The organism is Legionella resiliens, from assembly GCF_021344005.1.
Classification (GTDB): Bacteria; Pseudomonadota; Gammaproteobacteria; order Legionellales; family Legionellaceae; genus Legionella; species Legionella resiliens.
In genome coordinates this window covers 284,409-300,355 of the sequence record NZ_JAJTND010000001.1, presented here as the reverse complement: position 1 = coordinate 300,355, position 15,947 = coordinate 284,409, and the positions used below count along the sequence as shown (strand labels likewise).

Genomic DNA, 15,947 nt, shown 5'->3' with positions numbered 1-15,947 from the left:
GTGGAACGGTTTCGGAATCAAGCGAGCACCGTTTGCTTAAAAAACTCATGGGACAAAATGTTTATAAAAGTATCAGAATATGGATTGAGTATTAGTTGTTCCTTTTGAGCTTTAGAAAGTTTTTTTATATAACGCTCTATGCACATGGCGATTGATTTATCACCTTTGATCTCCCAACTTTGGGCAATTGAGAGCGGCTTGAAGCTTCGCGTATATTTACTCCCTTTACCTGCAATGTGATCTTGAAAACGTTTTTCAAGATTATCTGTATATCCTGTGTAATAACTTTGATTGTTACATCGCAAAATATAAACCCAATAGATTTTCTCAGACATGGTGTAAAATATATTACTGAGATTCGACTTAGTACGACTATAACTAGTTGCACATCACGAATCAAATATATAGAAATATCAATTCGAGATTTATCTATAAAGGATACGAGCCAATGACAGATCAAGGTAAGAGTTATGACTTTAAATATACTGGAGTGAGCACCAGGTGAAATGCAACATTGTAAAAAGTTCAGAAAATGATATTGAATATATCGATAATACGCTGGGTGAATTCAATAGGAGTAAAGTTCAATATACCTCTAAAATGGATTACATACCCCTTAATTACCATATAAAGGACGAAAGTGGTTTGATTATTGCTGGCATCAACGCTTTTTCATGTTGGCAAATGGTTTACATTAGCGAATTCTATGTAGCTCCAGAATTTCGCAAACAGGGAATAGGCTCTATTCTCCTCAATAAAATTGAGGAAGAAGCCAAAATTAAGGGTGCCACACTATCTCATACCGATACATTTGATTGGCAGGCGAAAGATTTTTATTTAAAACACGGTTATGAGATCTTCGGGGTAATTGAAAATTGCCCTCCAGGACATAAGCGTTTTTTCCTTAAAAAAGCATTTTAGTAAGTATTGGATAAATCACCAAATAAGCTGACTTATTTTATCCTAAAAGGATTATTTCAGGGGTTAGGTTGTTCTATTTCATCCATTTCAAGTACATTAGTTATGTTATTGCCATGAAATAAAGCTATAAAAATTGCACTATAATAAACTGAAGCAAAAAAATAGCCCTCATTTTGAAAAAGAATTTCATGAATATGAATAATAATACTTCTTTGGTGTATGTAAAAAACATAGGTGGAATCCAAAGGAAAAGGCAAGGTAGAACATTTGTTTACTACTCCCCAAAAGGTAAAAAAATAACCGATCCAACAATTTTGGAGCGTATCAAATCATTAGCGATACCCCCTGCCTATACCCATGTCTGGATATGCCCTCATGAAAAGGGACATATTCAAGCCGTAGGACGAGACAGCAAAAACAGAAAGCAGTATATTTATCATCCATTATGGACTCAAATAAGGCAGGAGCAAAAATTTAAGTCTTTATTGGAATTTGGTTCTTCTCTTCCTTTACTACGGAAGAAAATTGACGAAGAGATTCATAAACCACCATCACTTAATAAAATCCAAATCATTTGTTCGGTTCTTTTTTTAGTGGACAATTATTCTGTGAGAATAGGGAATAGTACTTATGCTAAGACAAATCAAACTTATGGAATTACCACTCTGAGAAAAAAGCATATGCAACATAAGAAAAATGCGGTCTCTTTTAAATTCTTAGGAAAAAATAAGCATCCATGGAACTTCGAAGTCAAAGAGGAAAATATAGTTCAAATTTTAAAGCAGTGCGGCCAAATCCCAGGGTATGAAATTTTTAAATATTACAATGAGCAAAAGGAAATCGAAATGATTACCTCTCAAGATATAAATGAATATTTATATTCTGTGACGCAACATCATTTTACTGCCAAAGACTTTAGAACCTGGATTGCTACGCGAGAATTTTTTACACGAATTATTAAATTACTCGAAGTAAAAAATTTACGCATGAAACACATAAAAAATAGTTTGTTAGAAGTTGCCAGTTTATTAGGCCATACGCCAACTATCTGTAAAACAAGTTATATTCATCCCCAAATTCTCGAATGGTTAAAAAATGGAAAATTGAAGCGCTGGAAAGACAAAAATAGAAAAAACATTAAAAACAGGAATTCAGAAGAAATACTTCTTCTTTGGTTAAAAGACATTTATTCCTGATAACAGATTTGCAATTCGCGCAAATAAACTTAACGAGCTGAGGTAATGTTTACTTAATCCTATTTTGGTATAATTTTTGTACATGCAATGCAGTTGAAAAGCAAAATCAGCCATTTATCCCATAAGGCTTTTATAGATAGAATTTGCACTACGGATTGAGCTCGTTTGGCACGTAGCAAATTATCTAAGCCTGGTGGGCATTTATTTTATTCACCGGCCATGATTTTATGAAAGGACGAGAAGAATTTATGAAAGAACGACAAGAATTAATGAATGAACTGCTTGATAATACAAATATTCCAGCATTATCATTCTCTTGGTCTCAAAAAGGTACCCGCGATGCTGTGACGGACGGAAAGACTGACACCTCAATACAAAGCCGTGTTGATACAAATACCCTATTTCAAGCGGCATCCCTAAGTAAGCCCGTATCAGCAGCTATTATTTTAGATTTGGTTGCCCAAGGCAAATGGGATCTAGACACACCTCTAGCGGATATTGCTGACTATGGCCCCCCAGAACTTAGGCAAGACCCTCATTATCGAACACTTACAACGCGTATGGTCATTGGACAATGCTCTGGTCTAGCAAACTTTGGTCAGGATGGTGATGATGGAAAAAAATTTATCGCAACCCCTAACACTCGATTCACCTATTCAGGAGTAGCACTTGATTTTTTAAAGGAAGTTCTTGAGAAAAAAACGGGTAAAGAGTGGGAAGAAGTTGCTCAAGATTTTTTTAAAAAAGCGGGGATGCAGAGTTCTACTTTTATGAGGCAGCTGCCAGGTGGGTATCTCAATGGTACCCGTCGAGATGTTGCCAAAGCGCACGTGGCCAATCCTCACCCCGATGGTCCTCTTGCCCCTTTACCCCCATTACCTGACGAGGTACCGGGAGGACCTGCTGGATCGCTGCTTACAACTGCAGAGGACTACATCAGCTTTTTACAGTATTGTTATAAAAATGAACATCTTAAATCCACATTACTGACTGGCGTTTTATCAAGCCTACCGCCAACGACCTCGCCTGAAACCTCATACATTCAATGGGGTTTGGGGATGGGTGTTTATAATGACAAAGAGACAGGAAAGACCATTGCCTTTCATTGGGGGAATAACACGGGCTCTATTTCATTTTGTGCTATGGACATGGCAACTGGTGATTGTGTGGCAAGTTTTGCAAATTCAATGAACGGACCCAGCGTGTTTCAACAGGTAGCAGAGCCTATTGTTGGCAATATAAAGCCATTATTTCAATGGTTATCTACTTATTGTGGTTTTAATGATGTAAACCCACCCAAAAAACCAGAGAATATTGCCACAATAGTTCATTCAATTCACTCATTGGCAAAAACAGATCCTGTAAATGACTGCAGAGATATAACACATCAATTCAGGGAAATTGTGAAGCAGCTCCAAGAGCGTAAATTGGCCTCAACCAGTTCTTCTGATCTCCAAATCTCTATGAACATCTCCTAAACTCAAACAGTGCAGCCTGGTGCTTCAACCAGGATTTGCCCGTGGAGCAGGTCTTTTGTCTATGGCCACAGTACTTCAGAGGGGCGGGGCTTATATAAATAAACAAAGGGCAAGACCATGTCTTATGCATTGATATGGCAAAAATAGGCTATAAAATGTGTCGTTTCCACATCATCCGTATCAACCAGAAAGCCGCCAATGCTGCGGCCAAATGCTTCAAAGTATGTCCGCTAGTCATACCGCTACAGAATCGATAAATCTGATTATCATAAATTTCAAATACTTTTGATAAACTATAGAGCAGGGCAACTACAGCTATATCCCAGGATCGGGTATAATGTGATGGCAACAGCAGCATTATAAATGCTACCAGGATAGTATATGCTTGCACGGCTACATAAAGTCGCAAATCACCAGTTCCATGAAGTTCACTGGCATACCATTGTAAAACACTAAAAATACCAATGAATAATAGAAAAGGCCAGAACCACAAAGCCAGTTGGCTGTTTATTCTATCGGAGATTAGGGCCGCTAAAAATGACATGAACACGACCATTATCGGCAGCCTATCCCATACTAAGCGGCGATTGTCTGGTGCTAAATGGTAGTAGCCTGAACCCAAGGCTACTAAAATCAGTCCAAGCGAAATACCGACCCAAATCCAGCGCTCACTGCGCTCTATAAACTGGATTTTGTTATCAAAAAATAAGAGGAACAAGCCCCAGATTCCTACTAAGGCAAAAGGCAGATTAGATAGGACGTCCCAGGCATTGTGGAGACCAAACCAAGTACGTTGTTCCGCAAAGTGGTGATAACTTTGCGGCTGGGGAATGGGTGGGAGCAATAAGCCAATCACAAGCATTAGCAGTGCGCTGCCAAGCAAGATTATGGTGCCTGTTTTTTTTGAAACCAAAATCCCTCCCCAGTTAATCCGTTAACAATAATTACCATTAGTCCTATTAAATTCAGGACTTATCCCTAAAAGCAAGAAATATTTTTGCTTTAGCTCTAACCAATAGCGAGGTAGGTTGGGTCGTTTGACCTGGGGTATCGTCAGTTTTTGATGAGAAACCCCCACTAATTTTTTCGCCTACCTACCGCGCTTAATTTCTTTGTCTACGTACCGCGCTTTATGCGCGGTATCCAGGAGATCTTCCAGCGAGGTAGGTTGGATCGTTTTGGCCCAACAAAACAATCTAAGTAGGTTTGGTTTTGTTCGTCGCGTCATCATTTTTCTCTGACTTTGTATCGCCATAGATGGTAAACGCTTTTTTGGGCGAATCTGACCAGAAATTAAATTGGTTTACAGCTAAGTTGGTGTTTAGACTTTCTTTATGGGTGTTCTGGGGGAGAACTTGACTCAAGTCTACTGGCTTTTCTAAGACAATCGTTTCATCGTCAAGTTGTTCTACGGCATCTTCTAAGTTGTGTATCCCACCGTACACTAATAAAACCTTTCTAACTCCAGTCTCATCTGCAGCACATTTCGATAAAATAATCGCTTCTTTTTCACGCGTCTCTCGAAATTTTTGTTCAATATCTATAAGAGAACCGTAATTGCTTCTTAAAGAATTAATATCGTGCACCAACTTCTCTGTAGTTTCCAAAGAAGCTGATGGGTAAAGTGTATCTAGAAGACCAAGATATAATAGAATTGGCGCCCCGTGCCGCCCTCTTAATAGGGCTTTTTGCTCCGGTGATAATTCATCAAATTCTTTATCAAAGGTTTCTTTATTAAAATGAGTCCGGATCTGCTGGGTAATTTCTTTTTCGGGATCGATTTCGGCAGAAGACCAAATTTCACTAAGTCCTTCATGGACAACAATATATTCCGGGTGGGCGAGAATATATTTAGCGACTGCAAATTGGGAAGCAGCAAGTTCTTCTTCACAAACTTCTTGATCAAATTGTTTATTACTTTTTGCTGAAGTTTGATAAGTCCACCAATCGGGAGCAACAGGACTATGTGTCATTTTAACATGAGTAATTGAAGTCATATCTTGGGAGTCAGATTGGGCTGCTTTATTTGGCATAACTAAAAAGCTCCAATTAATTGATATACTAAGTATAGTAAAAACAATGCATGGTACATCCCAGTTGGGCACTAAATTCAGCGCTAGCCTACGCTGATTTTGGATTTTTTTGAATAGGTGGATGGAGCCTGGTTATAGAAAATCTATGGTGCCAGGTTGTTCCTTTATGTCCTGCAACGAACTGATGCTATAATTGGGTCACAACGACACTATAAAGTCTTGAATCTTATGCATAGCGTGTTTCACAATATTGATCTTTTAATAAATAAAGCCAAGTTATATCTTAATGAGACTCAATCTATTCTAAGTAAACTTCTTCAAGAAACAGCTGATGGTGACGATGAAGACTCTTCTGATGAAGATAAAATTCTCAAAATTCAATTAACGCTGCAATATCGTTTAAGTTGTGAAGATGCCTTGAGCTTTATATTTCAGCTGGATCATAATGTGCTGTATTATCTGGGGATTCAACCCAGGCAGTCCGCTAAAATGAATATGGATCGATTAGCCTATGCTGTAGGAAATGAGGATTTAAAACAAATCTTAAATGTTTTAGCCATATTAACCGGGTCCCTCTCTAAAATTGTGGCTAGTTATAAATCCAGCCATAACTCGTTTTCATTTAAAGATAAAAGATCGCAAAAACATCACCTTATCACGAAAGAATTGTCGATGCTCCTTGCCAAACAAAACCAATTCTTAGAAGTGCTTCACCAGTTGGATCCGGAGATGGAATTGCTTATGAAACAACAAGCTGGAGAGCCTATTTTTGATTACATTGCAGCACTAAGAGGGCCCATTTCACATTTTCACCAAGCCATAATTCATGGTCTCGAACAGGCAAAGCAGCTCTACCTCCAGGTAAATAAAACGCCTTTAATTGATTATCAACTTAATGCGGTGCTAAAGGAAACGCAAGAAGTACTTCACTTAATGCCAAGTACCTTTAGCCCACATCCCCATTATCCCATCAAACAGTTTGATCACCCAACGACTTCGGAGCAATTAGAACAACGCGCTGCTGCAAAACGATTACGGCCTTTTTTTGGTTAAAAAAATTAAAATTTCAATTAGTCATTTTATCTTGAAATATATAGGAATTCCCATTTCCCGTTTCTAACAATTTTATTTTGATGCGCTGAATAAGTTTTTGTTCCTTGATACCTGAATTCGGAGATTAGGCTGCAAAAAATGAACATGAAAACTATAGTCATGGGGTGCCGATCCCATACTAAGCAACTATTGTCTAGAAAATGATGGGTTTGTGGACTATGAGCGGAACAGTTAATAAATGAAGGATTTTGTCATTATATGAGTTCAAAAACTCTTGTCACAAATCAAAGGTCATAAATATTAGCTTAGTTATAATTTTAAAACCAAACTTACTCGAACGGTTGCTCATGTTTACATTTATCCTAACTAAATTATTAAATTCTAATTGTCTATAATTATGATACAAATTAGTTTTAGAAGAGGTTAGATTAATTGACATTGATAGTCGCAAGAAAAATATTGAATCATCTATTAATTTTAGGTGATACCCAGCTTACTCTAAGACATGAGCAAAAAAACAATCCCTTCTTCAATGGTTGCCTAAAGCAATATATTGTTAATCAAAACATTGCTATTGCTTTTGCAGGCAATAAAAATGATTTCGAACTAGATTTAAATAACATTTTAGATTGTACTACTGTAAAAAATATATGTGATATAGCCCTAAAAGCCAAAATTGAAAATAAACATTATGATTTGATCATTGCTGATCTTAAGAGTCTAGAGCTTATTTTTATTAAGAATGGCGTATTAGAAAAACAGGACTCTGGATTTATAGGTGATTCTTCTGCCTTTAATTATTACCAAGGATATTTTCATAATTATGATATTAAATTAGAGCTAGAAGGAGCATCAATTTGTATTCTACTAATGCCAGAGCCTAATTCAAAAACTATTAATGATATGTATATGAGAATGTACTCTTGCTTAAGAGAGGTTTGTTTAAATAACAAAACTTCTAGTGTGGGTGGAATTATTGTTCCCTTATGTTCACATAATGGAAGCTTTAGCTATATGAATTATGTAGACTCCGTGGTAAAGCTTCCGAATTTAGAAAATATTAGCTCACGTCCCCAACTAATTACGTATGGCACATCAACTGATGGAAGTTATACGGCTGAATTTTTTGGGAATGGAGCAAAGGTAGGATTATATTTTTTACAAGGAGGCTTTGGGATAGTTTTTTCAAAAAATAATTATAGCTTACTTGAGCCAAAAATTCTGTATGCAAAAACTCCTGCATATTGGGCATTGGAAACAAATACTTTGGTCGGAGAAGGTTTTAAATCAGGCTTCTTAAATGCAGATAATTGTGGCCAGTTAGGTGAGACACTTGTGAGTCAAGAAAAGTACCTTGAAGCCAGATATTGTTATGAATTAAAAATTGATTTCCCAGAACTATTAGGGGAAAGAAAAGAAATTTGTGATAGATATATTGCTGGCTATGCTGTAGCTTTATTTAATTCCGGAGATACTAATAAAGCGAAGTATTTACTTCAGAAGTGGGTTGGATTAATAGATAATCATAAATATATAGATTCTGTCATAGAACAAATAAAAAATCCCCGAAACTAATTTATATACTAAAGGTACACTCTAATGATAGATTGAGAAATTAATGAAATTTTATATCAATAAAGTTGTTTTTTGAGTTTTGATATGTAACTATCATAGCATCTTAATCTTATTGATATAAATCAATGGCCCTAGTAGGATACGCAAGAGTTTCAACAACAGATCAGGATTATTCAATTCAAGAAGAAGCATTGAAAAATGCTGGATGTATCAAAATATTCGCCGAAAAGAAAAGTGGAGCTACCAAAGATGAACGTATGGCATTTAATGATTGTATGAATTTTATTAGAGAAGGGGATACATTAGTCGTTACACGTATCGATCGTTTGACCAGAAGTATTCGAGATTTGCAAAATTTATTACATGACTTGCGAGAAAAACAAATTCATTTAAAAGCCATTGAGCAGCCTGTAGATACTTCAACAGCTGCAGGTAAATTCTTCTTAGATATGTTAGGTGTTTTTGCTGAGTTTGAAACTAATTTAAGACGTGAGAGACAAATGGAGGGAATCCAAAAAGCTAAAGTATTAGGTAAGTATAAAGGACGCAAACCTACAGCTAGGGCATTATCGGACGAAGTAATTAACTTAGCTAAACAAGGTAATACTAGAAAAGCTATTGCAGAAAAATTGGGGATCGGTATTGCTAGTGTTTTTAGGATTCTTAAAGCTAATACTAATAAAGATAAAGTGGTTTTATAGATAAATAGGATTGAAATGAGAATAAAGTCCATCAAGTTAGATCATTTTAAACGGTTTAGTAATTTAACTATAAGCCTTGGAGAAAACCCAAAAAAAATCATTGCACTAGTTGGACCAAATGGATGTGGAAAAAGTAGCATTTTTGATGCAATTGAAGAAAAAGCCAAAGATTTTAGAGGAGGGTCTGCTGATCATACGTACCTTTATAAGGGGATTTATCTAGGTACTTCTGATGCGTACGATCGAAATCGCTGTATACAAATTGAAACAGACAGAGGAAACAGGTTTAATAAGACAGAAGTCTATTTTCGAAGTTCATACAGATTTACTCCCAGAATATCATTAAATAAGATTTCCCAATTACCTGGAATGGAAGAAGATCAGCGACGACCAAATACAAGTAGTGATTTAGATAATAGATTAGAGGAAAATTATGCAAGATTAATAGGACAGTTTTTTTCTGATGTTTATGGCACCGAAGAATCTGGTAAAGGATGGGCAAAAAAAAATATAGATTCTTTAAATAGTATTCTCGAAAGAATACTGGAAATTAGAATATCTAATTTAGGTAATCCTGTAGAAAATAAAGGCTGTTTATATTTTGAAAAGGGCAAATCTAAGAATTTCCCATATAATAACCTTTCCTCTGGTGAAAAAGAGGCTGTTGATTTATTAATCGATATCTTTTTAAAAACAAAAATATTTTCTGAGACAATATTTTGCATTGATGAGCCAGAATTACACCTGAATACTGCCATACAAAAAAATCTTTTGATTGAAATAGAAAAATTAGTACCAGATAGTTGTCAGTTATGGATAGCGACACATAGCATTGGGTTTCTTAATGCTCTACAGGAAAATCTTAAGGATAAAACACAAATTATCGATATGAATGAATGTGATTTTGATGAAAGTATAAAGTTAACTCCAATTAAGCCTACAAGAAAAAATTGGCAAAAAATATTTAAAATTGCATTAGAGGATCTCACGGGCTTGGTTGCTCCAAAAACAATCGTTTATTGCGAGGGAAAAATGCGCAATTCTCTGGACGAGAAAATTTTAAATGAAATATTTTCTGAGTATCATGATACGTTATTTATTTCAGCGACAAATAAAAGTGAAGCGATAAAATATGCAGGGGTTGCTTTGACAATACTTAATAGAGCATTTGATGATGTGCAAATAAAAGTTCTTGTCGATAGAGATGACCCCACTATCAACATACCAAAAGAGTCAAATGTTGAAGTATGTAAATTAAAAAGAAATGAATTTGAAAATTATCTATTTGATAAAGAAATTGTTATGAAAGCCTACCCTCATATTACCGATAAGGACTATGATCTTTTGTGTTCTGATATTATAAATACTGACATAAAAACTTTATTTGATGGATTCCAAAAATTATGTAAAGAACCCGATTTAAAAAAGCTGAAAGAAAGTCTAGCTAATTCAATAACCCCGGGCACAAATGTTTATAATGAGCTAGGTGGTATTATATTTTAGATAAAATATGCTAAAGGTTTTTATGGAGATAAAGTTGACCTATATATTATTTAAACTTGATTTTATATATAGATATCACTAAGGCAATTATGGAAATAATTATTGGCAGATAATATTCTTTCTTTTTTGAACTTAAATTGGCAATAATGGAAGCCATATAAGGAAAATTTATACAATTATGGTTGCCACCAATTTTTTTACAAATAAATGCTTATCTTCATGACCAAATTCTTTTTCTAAATGGGTGTACAGTCTTTGGTGAAATATTTCGCTATCCATTTTAAGTTGATTAGATAATTTATCTATATCAATTGGAACATAGATTTTAGTCTCACGTTCTTTGGTTTCGTTATTAAATAATGTAATATAGTCATTGTAATATGCATTATAAATGGTTTTTAACAGTTTAAGATCTGTAACTGATTTCCCCCTCCGTTTACTCCAATACGCCAGAAATTTTTTCATTGAATTTTAAGTCCCTTTCAAATAGAAAATAATTCTACATTATTATTAGAGCTTAAAATATTAGTTAATTTACTCATTCTAGTTATTTTTCTGTGAACTTTGATAAATTAAATGTATTTCTTAACTAATTTAGAAGCGTTTTTACATTAATCAGTAGCATTTAGTAAGTTTGTTCAATAAACCCCCCAATAATTTACTCTAAGACATGAGCTATTTTTTTTATTTGCCTACTGCTGTCTTATTACTGTCAGTAAACTGTCAGATAGTTAGGACTATTATTTTGATATAGTTACCTTGTTGTTATAAACAGGAATTCAAAATGAAAGTTAAAAGAAATATTATTAAGGAACTGCGAGTTAGCCGGGGTTGGACTCAAGAACATTTGGCACATTTATGCGATTGTAGTGTAAGAACTATTGCAAGAGCAGAAAAGGACGGAGTAAATAGTATGGAAACTATTACAGCTCTTGCTGCAGTTTTTGGAGTTGAGGCTAGTCAACTAATGGGAATGGATAAAATAGAGCAGTTGCAACAAAAAACTGATGAAGGAGAGAGGTATTTAATTAGGCTGCATTCTGGAAAAATGATCGTTGAATCATTTATTGAATCATTAGCTTATAAAATCGATTATGAAATACCCAGAAATTCAAAAGATGCTGATCTTATTTCAAGTGTTATACAAGAGATCAAGGATTGGGGAGAAATCTGGGGGGATTTAGATGTTGGTGAACAAATTAGGGCATCATATCGATTGAATGAAATTATATCAGAAATTGAAGAAAACGGCTTGGTACTATTTGGTTTGAGAACTAGAGAGAAGCTAAATATTTTTTCTCAGGAAATAGAGGGTTTTCTATGTAATCTATTTATCAGTTATAAAGATAATGAGCGAATAGTAATTCTAGGCTCTGATAGTACTGAGGAATAAGCTATTTTGAATTTGTTGCATAAATTGTAGCCGTTTAAACGGCTACAATTAGAATAAGCTCGGCTTGGCGCACGTTTTCGTTCTGTTGGTCTTCAATTCCCTGACATGCCCCATTACTTATTTTCTTATCTTAATATTGACTTATTAAGGACACTATCATTGGTTAAGCGTATAATATCCAATAATTTTATAGCTTTAACAGGATAAATGAGTAATAAAAACCAAATTCAAAAGCAGCTAACGAATTTTCCCGATCTCATAAAAATAATAAATGATACTCATAATCAGTTATCTTCCCAAGCTAAGAAAGCTGTAAATACATATCTCACTATTAGAAATTGGTTAATTGGTTATTATATTTCTGAATATGAGCTTAAAGGAGATGATCGTGCTAATTATGGAGATAAATTATTAAATGAGCTCTCTTTAAACCTAGGTAGACTTAAAGTCAGCAATTGCAATAAAAGACAACTCTATGATTATATTAATTTTTACCGTACTTATACTCAAATTGCGCCCACAGTGTCGGCACAATTCAATGAAAAACTTCCTAGTTTTCCTGTATCTGATGAAAAAGTGCCTACAGTGTCGGCACAATCCAAAGTTTCACCTAGTGAGCTTTTGAATAACATTTCATATAGCATGTTTAAGATGCTAGTAGAAATAAAGGATGAGGAGAAAAGAACTTCTATGAACTAGAGTGTATTAAGGGAAACTGGTCTGTTCGTGAGTTAAAAAGGCAAATAGATAGCCTTTACTATGAAAGATTAGGCCTTTCCATTGATAAAAAAGAATTAGTTAAGCTAACAAAAGAAAAAGCAGAGATTCAGAGTAAGCCTTTAGACATTAGGGATCCCTATATATTTGAATTTTTAGGGTTAACGCCAAAAGAAGTCATGAGTGAGTCACATTTAGAGGAACAATTAATTTCTAAAATAGAGGAATTTCTTTTAGAACTGGGGCACGGATTTTGTTTCGAAGCACGACAAAAAAGAATTCTTATAGGTGGAGAGCATTTCTTTGTAGATTTAGTTTTTTACAATCGGATTCTTAAATGTCATGTATTGGTTGAACTAAAGCTTGAGAAGTTTACTCATGAAAACATAGGACAACTTAATACTTATGTGAATTGGTATAAGAAAAATATGATGATGGAAGGGGACAATCCTCCCGTAGGAATTTTATTATGTACGGATAAAAATCATGCCCTAGCAGAATATGCTTTAGCTGGTATGGACAATAACTTATTCGTGTCTAAATATATGTTAGAGCTGCCAAAGAAAGAAGAGATGCAAAAAATTATAGAAGAAGAGCTTAATCTTAATAAGGAATAACAAATAAGGATATTTATCGTTGACTACATTAACTACACTTTAAAATTAGGACTGATTAATCTTAAAACCAAACATAAGAAGAGTAAAAATCTGGTATTTTCAAAATATCCAAAAAAGTTACAATCCTTATCTGTCCTGAAGCTGTAGGCGTTTTAAATAACGAAAATTCAATGGGGTCAGACTCGATTGATACAATGGAAAAGTTGCTAATCAATCGAGCCTGACCTCATATCACCACACCCCAAAATATAACTGACTATTTAGAAATTTTATCTAATCAAGGACTATCAAAAACGGTGGCATTTTTAAATGGCCATGGATTTTTTATAATTCGAAACATGTAGTATTTAAATAATAGGAGTAGGGGATTATCGTTTTGTGGTTGTAAGTTTTAGTTAGGAGGTAATTTCTTTGATGCTTGAGAAAATTTATGTCCATGCATTTTTTTTGAAAGCTTACTCTTTTTATTGCGTGTTTTTTTATATTCTTCTAATACTCCACTTATCCAATCTTTTTCTTTTAAATATTCTTGAATAAACCAATCAGCAAATTTTTGAGAATACCGGGAAACATTTTCATTTAAATAGTAATAAGTGTCATCTTGTTTAATATCGTATACATGGTTTACAGCATTCAAATGATATTGATTTACTATGTTTGGTGTAATATTACTATTTAAATAATCTATTAATCCTTTTGATTTATAGGGATATTTTTTATCAATGGATACAGTAGTTTCAATAGCTCCTACATTTTTTCCATCTATGCCTATGGTTAAATTGATATCAGCTTTTTTTTCTTTTTTTATCAGAGCGATCTTATAGTCGAAAGAGATGAAAAATTTTTCAGAGTTAACTTCTTTAGCTTTATTGTCTATCCTATCTATCATACTAAAAATTTGTGTAGCTGTTTTTTTTCCATAATTTTTTATTATCATTTGTTGATCTAAAGGATTTTCATCAATAATCATATTTATCATGCTAGTAGAGGGGGCTAAGGGTAATTCGTTGATTAAAGAACGATATCTTTCCATATAGTTATGAACTGTTGAATACAGAAGCCTAGAAAGAACAGGAAGTGTTTCAGGGATTACAAAGTGTGAGGCTTCATTTCGTATAGATACCGCGAATTCTAGGTTATCCCTAATTGGATCATTCTCTTTCAAGCGTTTATTGATACATTTAGTTATTGTTATAGTCTTCTTTTCATCTTTATTAGAATAAATTAATTCCTCTCCCTCTATTTGAACAATTTCATATTTAAGTAAAAGCTCCCAAGCATTTAGTAATAGTATTAAGAAGGATTCTAATCTATAGGGTTGTAATGGATTGTTGTAAATGATTAAAGATGATAAAAAAGCTTCTTTACTACGAAAAATTAGCCTCGAAGAAACGTCATAGGTTAAATGATTTATATTTTTTTGACTCATTAAAATTAAAAATTGCTCATTGGTTAGGTCATTAATACCTTCACAGATCCATCTGTTAGACGATATTCTTTTACAATAGCCTTCAAGGTACGTTGTTAAGTATTTGTTAATTGTGCTGGGTTGGTAGGAGGTTTTTAATTCTCCAAAAGTAAATTCTCTTCTGTCAAAACTTTTTAAAGTTGAAAAAAGGGATAATAGATGACTTCGAGATGTGGGGTTCATAATAGTATTCCTTTACATATTTAAAGTATATATCTAAATTTCCAAAGTATGTTCATTAACTGTACAAAATGTGGTTTCCGGGGGGCCTAACAATCTTGGTTAAATCTGATTAAGGCCTCGGATAATCATGGTTAATATTTGCAAGTGAGAATAAGTGAAAAATCTTGCCTTTATTGGGCACATGAACTGGTAGGGTATTTTTACCGTATTTTAAAGAATGTCATCCTTTGGTCGATATAACTATAAATAAACCAATGGCTATGAGTTATGGCAAGATATTTTTTCTGGGGCATCTCAATAATTGCTACAATTTGTGCATTGATTAATTATTTTTTAATAGAAACTCATAACGTTTTACAACAAGTTGCTCTATCAGGAATTACTCTAGTTATTGTTATTATCCCATATTGTTTGGCAAGAGCTATTTCCGAAGCAAGTAATTACGAAAATAAAGAAGGAAATATACAAGAAGACATATACCAGCTGCTAAATGATAATTATAACTTACAGAAAATTAAACTAGTTCACGAAATAGTAATGTGTAAAGTAAACTTTGATTTTAATTTCGAATTAGTTACAGAAAGAATCGAAAGATTAGAAAATTTGAAAAATAATGAAATAATTTCAGATGAAGAGCTTACAAAATATAAAAGAGAGTTATTAGATGCTCTGCAAAAAAAGGTAGATGATGAATTGAAGAAATCAAATCAAAGTTAGGCGAGTGGGAGGGCTCAGCGAAAGTATAATTCTTAGGTCTGATTACTTTGATAATCAGATTTAAATAGAAGCAATCTATGTCATATTAAGTGCGCATCAGTGTTGCGACACTTCATTCTTCTGTAATAGAAAACAACATGACAACTCAATCCCTCAGCTCATCTTAATTCTGATAAATACCTTTCTACCCTTAGCCTCTGGAATGGATTTTAAACTGTTACGACAGGTCAATGATGTGGTTAAAGTTCCCCCTAAAGGATATGACAACCTGTTGTGCGCGGTTATAACTGAGGGCGAATCCTTTCAAATGGCGTTAGATTTGGCTGAGTCTGCGTTGAATCGTGTTGATTGTGTTTTTCAATAAATTTTATTCTTTATATATCTCTTTCTTC

Annotated in this window: 17 protein-coding genes; 12 read left to right on the top strand and 5 right to left on the bottom strand. The window is 34.0% G+C overall.

Annotated features, from left to right (window positions below; genetic code table 11):
- Positions 1-17 precede the first annotated feature (17 nt).
- Positions 18-335, bottom strand: a complete 318-nt coding sequence (locus LXO92_RS01270) for a GIY-YIG nuclease family protein (protein WP_182350943.1) — start codon at positions 333-335, stop codon at positions 18-20.
- Positions 336-501: 166 nt separating this feature from the next.
- On the opposite strand from LXO92_RS01270, the gene LXO92_RS01265 reads away from it, so the two are divergent.
- The 3 genes from LXO92_RS01265 (at position 502) to LXO92_RS01255 (ending at position 3,595) form a co-directional block, all read left to right on the top strand.
- Positions 502-921 (top strand): GNAT family N-acetyltransferase, encoded by a 420-nt coding sequence (locus LXO92_RS01265; protein WP_220471042.1) that lies wholly within the window; start codon positions 502-504, stop codon positions 919-921.
- A 188-nt stretch (positions 922-1,109) separates the two neighbouring features.
- The gene (locus tag LXO92_RS01260) at positions 1,110-2,117 is read left to right on the top strand and encodes a DNA topoisomerase IB (RefSeq protein WP_232890223.1); all 1,008 of its coding nucleotides are present in this window, start codon (positions 1,110-1,112) and stop codon (positions 2,115-2,117) included.
- Positions 2,118-2,365: 248 nt separating this feature from the next.
- Entirely contained in the window at positions 2,366-3,595 is a 1,230-nt protein-coding gene (locus tag LXO92_RS01255) for a serine hydrolase domain-containing protein (RefSeq protein WP_232890222.1), read from the top strand.
- 148 nt (positions 3,596-3,743) lie between these two features.
- Here the strand turns inward: LXO92_RS01255 and LXO92_RS01250 are convergent, their stop codons facing one another.
- Together LXO92_RS01250 and LXO92_RS01245 are read right to left on the bottom strand one after the other, a co-directional pair.
- Positions 3,744-4,508 (bottom strand): hypothetical protein, encoded by a 765-nt coding sequence (locus LXO92_RS01250; RefSeq protein ID WP_232890220.1) that lies wholly within the window; start codon positions 4,506-4,508, stop codon positions 3,744-3,746.
- 283 nt (positions 4,509-4,791) lie between these two features.
- Positions 4,792-5,628 carry a hypothetical protein gene (locus LXO92_RS01245; protein WP_232890218.1) on the bottom strand — a complete coding sequence of 279 codons (837 nt, stop codon included), beginning with the start codon at positions 5,626-5,628 and terminating at the stop codon, positions 4,792-4,794.
- A 156-nt stretch (positions 5,629-5,784) separates the two neighbouring features.
- On the opposite strand from LXO92_RS01245, the gene LXO92_RS01240 reads away from it, so the two are divergent.
- From LXO92_RS01240 to LXO92_RS01225, 4 genes are all read left to right on the top strand, one after another.
- Positions 5,785-6,681: a hypothetical protein gene (locus LXO92_RS01240; RefSeq protein WP_233291513.1), complete on the top strand. Its 897-nt coding sequence runs from the start codon at positions 5,785-5,787 to the stop codon at positions 6,679-6,681.
- Between the two features lie 432 nt (positions 6,682-7,113).
- Positions 7,114-8,256, top strand: a complete 1,143-nt coding sequence (locus LXO92_RS01235; protein WP_232890214.1) for a tetratricopeptide repeat protein — start codon at positions 7,114-7,116, stop codon at positions 8,254-8,256.
- Positions 8,257-8,381: 125 nt separating this feature from the next.
- The gene (locus LXO92_RS01230; protein ID WP_232890212.1) at positions 8,382-8,957 is read left to right on the top strand and encodes a recombinase family protein; all 576 of its coding nucleotides are present in this window, start codon (positions 8,382-8,384) and stop codon (positions 8,955-8,957) included.
- A 15-nt stretch (positions 8,958-8,972) separates the two neighbouring features.
- The gene (locus tag LXO92_RS01225) at positions 8,973-10,460 is read left to right on the top strand and encodes an AAA family ATPase (RefSeq protein ID WP_232890210.1); all 1,488 of its coding nucleotides are present in this window, start codon (positions 8,973-8,975) and stop codon (positions 10,458-10,460) included.
- 168 nt (positions 10,461-10,628) lie between these two features.
- On the opposite strand, the gene LXO92_RS01220 is transcribed toward LXO92_RS01225, so the two are convergent.
- Entirely contained in the window at positions 10,629-10,925 is a 297-nt protein-coding gene (locus LXO92_RS01220) for a hypothetical protein (protein WP_232890208.1), read from the bottom strand.
- A 319-nt stretch (positions 10,926-11,244) separates the two neighbouring features.
- Between LXO92_RS01220 and LXO92_RS01215 the strand changes: the two genes are divergently transcribed.
- The 3 genes from LXO92_RS01215 (at position 11,245) to LXO92_RS01205 (ending at position 13,187) form a co-directional block, all read left to right on the top strand.
- The gene (locus LXO92_RS01215; RefSeq protein ID WP_010948269.1) at positions 11,245-11,853 is read left to right on the top strand and encodes a helix-turn-helix domain-containing protein; all 609 of its coding nucleotides are present in this window, start codon (positions 11,245-11,247) and stop codon (positions 11,851-11,853) included.
- 207 nt (positions 11,854-12,060) lie between these two features.
- Entirely contained in the window at positions 12,061-12,552 is a 492-nt protein-coding gene (locus tag LXO92_RS01210) for a DUF1016 N-terminal domain-containing protein (protein ID WP_232890206.1), read from the top strand.
- A 5-nt stretch (positions 12,553-12,557) separates the two neighbouring features.
- Positions 12,558-13,187 carry a PDDEXK nuclease domain-containing protein gene (locus tag LXO92_RS01205; RefSeq protein ID WP_340162997.1) on the top strand — a complete coding sequence of 210 codons (630 nt, stop codon included), beginning with the start codon at positions 12,558-12,560 and terminating at the stop codon, positions 13,185-13,187.
- A gap of 391 nt (positions 13,188-13,578) precedes the next feature.
- On the opposite strand, the gene LXO92_RS01200 is transcribed toward LXO92_RS01205, so the two are convergent.
- The gene (locus LXO92_RS01200) at positions 13,579-14,838 is read right to left on the bottom strand and encodes a DUF3644 domain-containing protein (protein ID WP_232890204.1); all 1,260 of its coding nucleotides are present in this window, start codon (positions 14,836-14,838) and stop codon (positions 13,579-13,581) included.
- A gap of 267 nt (positions 14,839-15,105) precedes the next feature.
- Here LXO92_RS01200 and LXO92_RS01195 point away from each other — a divergent pair, with 267 nt between their 5' ends.
- Together LXO92_RS01195 and LXO92_RS01190 are read left to right on the top strand one after the other, a co-directional pair.
- On the top strand, positions 15,106-15,555 hold the full coding sequence (locus tag LXO92_RS01195; RefSeq protein WP_232890202.1) for a hypothetical protein: 450 nt from the start codon (positions 15,106-15,108) through the stop codon (positions 15,553-15,555).
- Between the two features lie 202 nt (positions 15,556-15,757).
- Positions 15,758-15,919 (top strand): hypothetical protein, encoded by a 162-nt coding sequence (locus LXO92_RS01190; protein ID WP_232890201.1) that lies wholly within the window; start codon positions 15,758-15,760, stop codon positions 15,917-15,919.
- Positions 15,920-15,947 lie beyond the last annotated feature (28 nt).

Excerpts from the sequence above, each read along its gene's own strand:
- LXO92_RS01270 (WP_182350943.1), bottom strand. The coding sequence starts at position 335 with ATGTCTGAGAAAATCTATTGGGTTTATATTTTGCGATGTAACAATCAA.
- LXO92_RS01260 (WP_232890223.1), top strand. The coding sequence starts at position 1,110 with ATGAATATGAATAATAATACTTCTTTGGTGTATGTAAAAAACATAGGT.
- LXO92_RS01255 (WP_232890222.1), top strand. The coding sequence starts at position 2,366 with ATGAAAGAACGACAAGAATTAATGAATGAACTGCTTGATAATACAAAT.
- LXO92_RS01245 (WP_232890218.1), bottom strand. The coding sequence starts at position 5,628 with ATGCCAAATAAAGCAGCCCAATCTGACTCCCAAGATATGACTTCAATT.
- LXO92_RS01230 (WP_232890212.1), top strand. The coding sequence starts at position 8,382 with ATGGCCCTAGTAGGATACGCAAGAGTTTCAACAACAGATCAGGATTAT.
- LXO92_RS01225 (WP_232890210.1), top strand. The coding sequence starts at position 8,973 with ATGAGAATAAAGTCCATCAAGTTAGATCATTTTAAACGGTTTAGTAAT.
- LXO92_RS01220 (WP_232890208.1), bottom strand. The coding sequence starts at position 10,925 with ATGAAAAAATTTCTGGCGTATTGGAGTAAACGGAGGGGGAAATCAGTT.
- LXO92_RS01215 (WP_010948269.1), top strand. The coding sequence starts at position 11,245 with ATGAAAGTTAAAAGAAATATTATTAAGGAACTGCGAGTTAGCCGGGGT.
- LXO92_RS01210 (WP_232890206.1), top strand. The coding sequence starts at position 12,061 with ATGAGTAATAAAAACCAAATTCAAAAGCAGCTAACGAATTTTCCCGAT.
- LXO92_RS01200 (WP_232890204.1), bottom strand. The coding sequence starts at position 14,838 with ATGAACCCCACATCTCGAAGTCATCTATTATCCCTTTTTTCAACTTTA.
- LXO92_RS01195 (WP_232890202.1), top strand. The coding sequence starts at position 15,106 with ATGGCAAGATATTTTTTCTGGGGCATCTCAATAATTGCTACAATTTGT.
- LXO92_RS01190 (WP_232890201.1), top strand. The coding sequence starts at position 15,758 with ATGGATTTTAAACTGTTACGACAGGTCAATGATGTGGTTAAAGTTCCC.